This is a genomic window from Neisseria sp. HMSC064E01 (genome assembly GCF_001808875.1).
GTDB classification, from domain to species: Bacteria; Pseudomonadota; Gammaproteobacteria; order Burkholderiales; family Neisseriaceae; genus Neisseria; species Neisseria sicca_A.
Genome location: NZ_KV794933.1, coordinates 49,352 through 55,548 on the forward strand (window position 1 = coordinate 49,352; position 6,197 = coordinate 55,548).

The 6,197-nt window shown below is 53.3% G+C and carries 7 protein-coding genes; all 7 read right to left on the bottom strand.

Annotated features, from left to right (window positions below):
- Positions 1 to 39: 39 nt before the first annotated feature.
- Entirely contained in the window at positions 40 to 816 is a 777-nt protein-coding gene (locus HMPREF2572_RS06230) for a DeoR/GlpR family DNA-binding transcription regulator (RefSeq protein WP_003741868.1), read from the bottom strand.
- Between the two features lie 159 nt (positions 817 to 975).
- Complete coding sequence (locus tag HMPREF2572_RS06235; protein ID WP_070496928.1) at positions 976 to 1,692, bottom strand: GntR family transcriptional regulator; 717 nt, start codon at positions 1,690 to 1,692, stop codon at positions 976 to 978.
- A 359-nt stretch (positions 1,693 to 2,051) separates the two neighbouring features.
- Entirely contained in the window at positions 2,052 to 2,471 is a 420-nt protein-coding gene (locus HMPREF2572_RS06240) for an OsmC family protein (protein ID WP_003741038.1), read from the bottom strand.
- A gap of 107 nt (positions 2,472 to 2,578) precedes the next feature.
- Entirely contained in the window at positions 2,579 to 3,385 is an 807-nt protein-coding gene (gene thiD, locus HMPREF2572_RS06245) for a bifunctional hydroxymethylpyrimidine kinase/phosphomethylpyrimidine kinase (protein ID WP_070496931.1), read from the bottom strand.
- 290 nt (positions 3,386 to 3,675) lie between these two features.
- Entirely contained in the window at positions 3,676 to 5,058 is a 1,383-nt protein-coding gene (locus HMPREF2572_RS06250; protein WP_070496934.1) for a TolC family protein, read from the bottom strand.
- A gap of 75 nt (positions 5,059 to 5,133) precedes the next feature.
- Entirely contained in the window at positions 5,134 to 5,424 is a 291-nt protein-coding gene (locus tag HMPREF2572_RS06255; RefSeq protein ID WP_003758071.1) for a helix-hairpin-helix domain-containing protein, read from the bottom strand.
- Between the two features lie 213 nt (positions 5,425 to 5,637).
- A partial coding sequence (locus HMPREF2572_RS06265) for a DUF1877 family protein (protein WP_246827779.1) occupies positions 5,638 to 6,197 on the bottom strand: 560 nt, incomplete at its 5' end.

Genomic DNA, 6,197 nt, shown 5'->3' on the forward strand with positions numbered 1-6,197 from the left:
TTGTCCTGATTTAAAGTTAATCCACTATAACCCCCGAAATCAAAGCGGCACAGGTTCGGCAACCAGCCATTCTACGCCCGCATCGCCCAAAACCTTCTGCATGGCGGCTTCTGGTACGCGGTCGGTAAATACTTTGTCAAACGAGCCGATGTCGCCCAGTCTGACCAAGGCGTTGCTGTTGAATTTGCTGTGGTCCACGCCCAAATACCTGACCCGCGCATTGGTCATCATCGCCTGCATGACGCTGACTTCTTTATAGTCGTAGTCCAACAGCGAGCCGTCGCTTTCCACGCCGTGCGTACTCATGACGGCATAATCGACTTTAAACTGATTGATAAAATCAACCGTCGCCACGCCCGTAATCCCGCCGTCCAATGGGCGCACGACGCCGGAGGTGATGATGACGGTGTAGTCGGTGCGCGCGGACGTGATGGAGGCGACGTAAATATTGTTGGTGATAATCCGCAAGTTTTTGCGCTGCTTGACCAACTCGGCGGCAACGGCTTCCATTGTCGTGCCTATGCTGATAAACAGCGACGAATTGTCGGGAATGTGGGCGGCAATCAGGCGGGCGATGGCGTTTTTTTCATTTTGGCAATGATTGCGCTTGCCTTGTGCCGCGTTGCCGGAAATATCGCCGACCGACGCCCCGCCGTGGTAACGCTTCAACTGACCGCTTTCGCTCAATTCCTGTATGTCGCGGCGTATTGTCTGCGGGGTAACGTCCAAGGCTTCCGCAAGCTGCTCGACCGTCATGAAATGTTGCTCGCGCACGAGCGTGAGGATATGTTCGTGTCTCTGTATTTTCGGTTTCATCTGGATTCGTTTCCATTCGTTCCGGTTCGTTTGAATTCGGATTGTACGCCTTTTGCCCGAAGCCGGAAAAGGCAGCCGTCTATTTGGCTTTTGCTAAAACCAAAGGTCGTCTGAAAACCTGAATCTTGGTTTTCAGACGACCTTTTGGCGTGATTGGGATTATTCCGCTTCGTATTTGCGTTCCAAACGCTCCACGCACGCGCTTAAGTGTTTGCGCATGACTTTGACCACGCGGTTGCGTTTGCCGTTGACCAGTAGGTCGAGGATTTCGCGGTGTTCGGAATGGGTATGGGGGTTGATGGCGCGTTTTTCATGACGCTGCGCATCGAAAACGGCGACGATGAGCGAAGAACGGGCGCACAGGGTGTTCATGATGTCGAACAAGACGTGGTTGTCGATGAGGCGCGCGAGTTCGACGTGGAAGGCGTTGGACAGGCGGTTCCAACCCACGCGGTCGCCGCTGTCGGACGCCTGTTCTTCACGTTCGATCATGGTGTAAAGCGGCTGGAGGCGGGTTTCCAAATCGGGCATATCGGACAGAAGGTTCAGAATCATGCTTTCCATTTCGATACGCGCGTTGAACACGTCCTGCATTTCCTTCAAATCGGGCACATGGACGAACGCGCCGCGATTGGGCTGCAAATCGACGATTTTGTCGTGCGCCAACAGGGACAGCGCGCCGCGTACGGTATTGCGCGAGCAAACCATTTGGCGGCAAAGCTCGGATTCGGTCAGTTTTTTGCCGGGCAGTAAAACATGGTCGGTGATGCCGTCGAGTATCAGGGCGTAAACGCGGAACAGCTCCGAATCGTGCCTGCCTGCCGGCATCATGGAGGAAGGGGTGGGCGCATGGAGGGTTTCGTTATCGGTATTCATTATTTAAGCTCTCCTCATGGTCTGGCGTGTCATATTGTTTGAAATGACTGGAAATTTCCGACGGCGTTGAGCCGCCCTGTATCGCTTTTTGCTTGATTTCATTTCAATATGGCACGAAACCTGATTAAGATATAATTAAAAATTGTTGACAATCCCTAACTAAGCTTGCACAATACGCTGAAAGGCCAAGTTATAAAGGCTGATAGAGAGAGAATCCACAATAAGCAAGCAGATATATTCATGGTGTAGCGTGAATATATCTGCTTTTTTGTTGGGCGGCCTTTATTCACGCTTAAACAGTATTCCGCCTATAAACGCTTTTCAGACGACCCCAAGGATACGAGGGGTCGTCTGAAAAATTACTCTGCTTCGACGGTTTCAAAACTGTGGGTGATTTTCGCCGCCTTGCCCAGCATAATCGAGGCGGAACAATATTTCTCGGCGGACATCTGCACGGCGCGCTCGATGGCGGATTCGGTCAAATTGTGTCCGATGACTTTAAAATGGATGTGGATTTCGGTGAACACGCGCGGGGCATCGTCGGCGCGCTTCGCGGTAACCGTCGCTTGGCAGTCCACCACCTTTTGACGCTGTTTCTCGGCAATCATTACAACATCGATGCTGGAACAGCCCGCCACGCCCAAAAGCAGCATTTCCATCGGGCTGGGGCCGCGTTTCGCCTGCCCTTCCGCCGCCGCGCCTTCCATGACGACGCTGTGTCCGTTTTCGGTCGTGCCGACAAAGCACATTCCGTCTATCCATTTTGATGTAACTTGCATGATGTCTCTTCCGCGAAGTTGAAGTTGGTTTGCCCAATATTGTAAACAAATTTGACTGATAAATATAGCAAGAGGTCGTCTGAAATTTCCGTTTCAGACGACCTTATTCAATCCCGATACGCCCAATGATTGACCGGACCGTGTCCCGCTCCAATGTTCAAAGGGTTGCGAATCGCTTCGGTAATGTATTTTTTGGCGGTTTGCACGGCTTCGAGTGTTTCGAAACCTTTTGCCAGCTCGGCGGCGATACAGGCGGAGAACGTGCAGCCCGTACCGTGCGTATGCGCCGTCGGGAAGCGGCGGTCGGCAAATTCAAACACGTCATCCGGCGTAAACAGCCAGTCGGTGCAGTATTCGCTGCGGCTGTCGCCCAAATGCCCGCCTTTAATCACCACGTTTTTCACGCCGCAATCTTGCAGGATTTTGGCGGCGCGTTCCGCGTCTTGGCGGTTTTCAATGCGCACGCCCGTCAAGGCTTCCGCTTCGGGCAGGTTCGGCGTCAGAATGTCCGTATCGGGCAACAGCAGGCGTTTCATCGCTTCGACGGCGGAATCCTGCAACAGCGGCGCGCCGCCTTTGGCAATCATCACCGGATCGAGGACGCGCTTGCCGAAACGGCATTTTTTCAAATTTTCGGCAACGCATTCAATCACTTGAGCCGTACCCAGCATCCCGATTTTATAGGCGCGGATTTCAAAATCGGCACGGATCGCTTCGATTTGCGCGGCAATGATGTCGGTCGGAATCAGATGCACCGCCGATACGCCGAGCGTGTTTTGCGCGGTCACGGCGGTCAGCACGCTGGTACCGAATACGCCGCGCATTTGAAACGTCTTCAAATCCGCCTGTATCCCCGCCCCGCCGCCGGAGTCCGAGCCGGCGATGGTCAGCGTTTGGACGAATGTTTCTTCCATTTGGTTTCTCCTGTTTTGTATGTGATGTGCCGAATCGGTCAACGGCTTGAGGTCGTCTGAAAACAAAAAAGCACAACCCGACGGATTGCGCTTGGCGATTGATACGTTGAGACACCCGTTTCCTCCGCCCGTTTTGGCTGACTTTTGCAAACCGACTGTGTTTCGACGGCTCCCATCTTACCACAGCTTGACGCCTTGCCCGCAGCAAACTTAAGCCATGCACAACCGACAAAAATCGCCTGAAAACCGCTTTTTTCAGTTTTCAGACGACCTCTTTTGCAGCGCTCTCCCTACTTCGGCGTATAACGTCCCGCCATCGCTTTATACACCATGTTTTCGTATTTCAGCGTTTCGTACCGCTGGTTCAATACGTTTTGGGCGGAGCCGTATTCTGTACTCAACGCTTCCAGCCAGTATTTCAGCTCGTTTTTGCCGTGTTGGTAGCGCACTTGGTAGTAGCGGCTGTTTTTCTTGTCCAAGGCGTAACGCTGCTCTTGGTTGTTAAGCGCGGCTTGGGCGTTTTGGTAGGCGAGGTAGTTGGTGTTGACTTCGTTCAGCGCGGTAGTCAGAGCTTTTTCAAAGTCGAGTTTGGCGCTGTCGAAATTGGCTTGGGCGGTTTTGTCTTTCCATTTCATGGTCTGCCAGTTGAGGAACGGCAGGTTGATGGTGGCGGAGCCGCCCAAGAGCGGGATCTTGAACGCGCTTTTGGCTTTTTCAGACGACGTACTCAAGCTCGCGCCCAATGTAATCGAGGGATACCAACTGCGTTTTTGCGCTTCGACGGATTGGAGCGAGGATTGCAGGCGGTATTCGACGGCGCGCAGGTCGGGGCGGTTCGCCAACACGGTAATCGGTACGTCGAGGTTCACGCCTTTGACGGACGGTAGGCGGAATTGCGCGGGGTCGGCGGCGATGTCTTCGTTCGGCTTGAGGTTGAGCAGGTTGCGTAAAACCTGTTTTTGCGTGTCGAGGCTGCTTTTCAGGGAAATCAGGTTGTTTTGCGCACTCAAGAGCGATTGTTTCGCCTGCGTCGGCTGGCTGGAGTCGGCTCTGCCGTAACGGAACTTGGCTTCGGCAATGCGGTTGATTTCCTGATATTGCTTGAGGGATTTCTGCGCCAATTCAATGGCTTCATTGAGATAGGCGATGTTGAAATAGGCATCGGCGACATTGTTGATCAAAGTCAGGCGCGTGTTTGCCATATCCTGCCGCGTGGCTTGGTATTCCCAGACTTGCGCGTCGGCGGTGGCACTGAGTTTGCGCCACAAATCCAATTCGTAGCTCAAGCCGAGCTGGCTGCTGAAGGTGTTGCCGTGGCTGCCGGTTTTCAGGTTTTTGGATGTGGACGCGCCCACCGAGCCGCTGAACGACGGCACCAAATCCGCCCCCAAAATATTCGCCTGATACAGGGCTTTATTGACGCTGATGGCAGCCTGTTTCAAATCGATATTGTTTTCCAAAGCCTGTGCCATCAGGGCGTTTAGCTGCGGGCTTTGGTAGATTTCCCACCAGTTGCCGTTCACGTCGTAGCGTTCGGCAGCCTCCGCCGCGCTCATCACCTGCCCCGTCGATTCAAGCGTGAGGTTTTGGTCGGTGCTGTGGACGGCGCACGCGCTTAAGGCAAGGGCGAGCGACAGGGATAAGGTCGTCTGAAAAAAAGGTTTTTTCTGCATGTTGTGTCTTTCGGTTTAAGGTTTCAGACGACCTGAAAGGTAGCGAGGTCGTCTGAACAATCTCATCGGCTGCGTTTATTTATCGGCTAAAAACGCTTTTCGCTGTTCCGTAAAATGCCACCACGGCTTCGGTTCGTTCCCCTGCATAAAATCAACCAGCGACAGGAAGATATCGATCATGCAGGGATCGTGTCGGGTTGCGGTCAGGCTGCACAGGCGGTCGTACATTTCGTAAGCGTCCTGCCCCGCCAAATCCTGCGGCTGCGTGATGCCGAGCAAAGCCAAATCCTCCGCCACGGCTTTGCCGACATTGGGCAGGTCGGTCAGCGTGTTCAGCTTGCTTCGTTGTACTTTGTCGGGGTTCATGTTTCAGCCTTTGGTTTGGAGGTCGTCTGAAAATCTGCAATCGGATGGATCAACTTGTTTTCGCGGACGAAGCCCACGCTACTTTCGCCGCCGTCATTCCCGCCTGCGCAGTAATAACGACAAAGCCATTTCTTATTTGAATTTATGTCGGATACAAGTATCCGACTTACTTTTTTCAGACGACCTCTTCCCATTCAAAAAGGTCGTCTGAAATCATGAAATCCTGACCACGACGCCGCAATGCTGTTCGGCGGCGGCTTGGTAGAACGCGGCGAGTTCTTTAAACCGCTGCGTCAATTCTGCGCGGGTTTCGGCAAATGCTTTTTCATCGCCCCAAATATCGGGGTAGATTTGGTTGTTTTGAAAATCTGCTGCGGCTTTACTGTCGAGCAGCGCGGCGAAATCGGCTTGGTTCAGGGCTTGGGCTACTTCGGCGGTTTCGGTATCGTCTATCCAGCCGGTATGTTCGCCCGCTTCTTCGTCCTGCCGCAAAATGTTGCCAATCATGGCTTTGCTCAACGGGTTTGCCGCGTCGGCATCGTCCGAGCCTTTGCCGGTCAGGACAAAATGCAGCGCGTCCCATAGTTTGCCTGCGCTGCATTCGGATACGGCGGCAGGCGTGCCGGAGGAGGCTTTGATTTGTTCGATGCCGCTTTGCGGATAGGCTGTGTATGTTGCGTAAACGTCCATAGGTTTCCTTGTATTGAAGGCTTGAGATGCCTGTTTCGGGAGGGGTCGTCTGAAATATAGTGGATTAACTTTAAACCAGTACG

Coding starts and splice junctions, on each gene's coding strand:
- HMPREF2572_RS06230 (WP_003741868.1), bottom strand. CDS start 816: ATGAAACCGAAAATACAGAGACACGAACATATCCTCACGCTCGTGCGC.
- HMPREF2572_RS06235 (WP_070496928.1), bottom strand. CDS start 1,692: ATGAATACCGATAACGAAACCCTCCATGCGCCCACCCCTTCCTCCATG.
- HMPREF2572_RS06240 (WP_003741038.1), bottom strand. CDS start 2,471: ATGCAAGTTACATCAAAATGGATAGACGGAATGTGCTTTGTCGGCACG.
- thiD (WP_070496931.1), bottom strand. CDS start 3,385: ATGGAAGAAACATTCGTCCAAACGCTGACCATCGCCGGCTCGGACTCC.
- HMPREF2572_RS06250 (WP_070496934.1), bottom strand. CDS start 5,058: ATGCAGAAAAAACCTTTTTTTCAGACGACCTTATCCCTGTCGCTCGCC.
- HMPREF2572_RS06255 (WP_003758071.1), bottom strand. CDS start 5,424: ATGAACCCCGACAAAGTACAACGAAGCAAGCTGAACACGCTGACCGAC.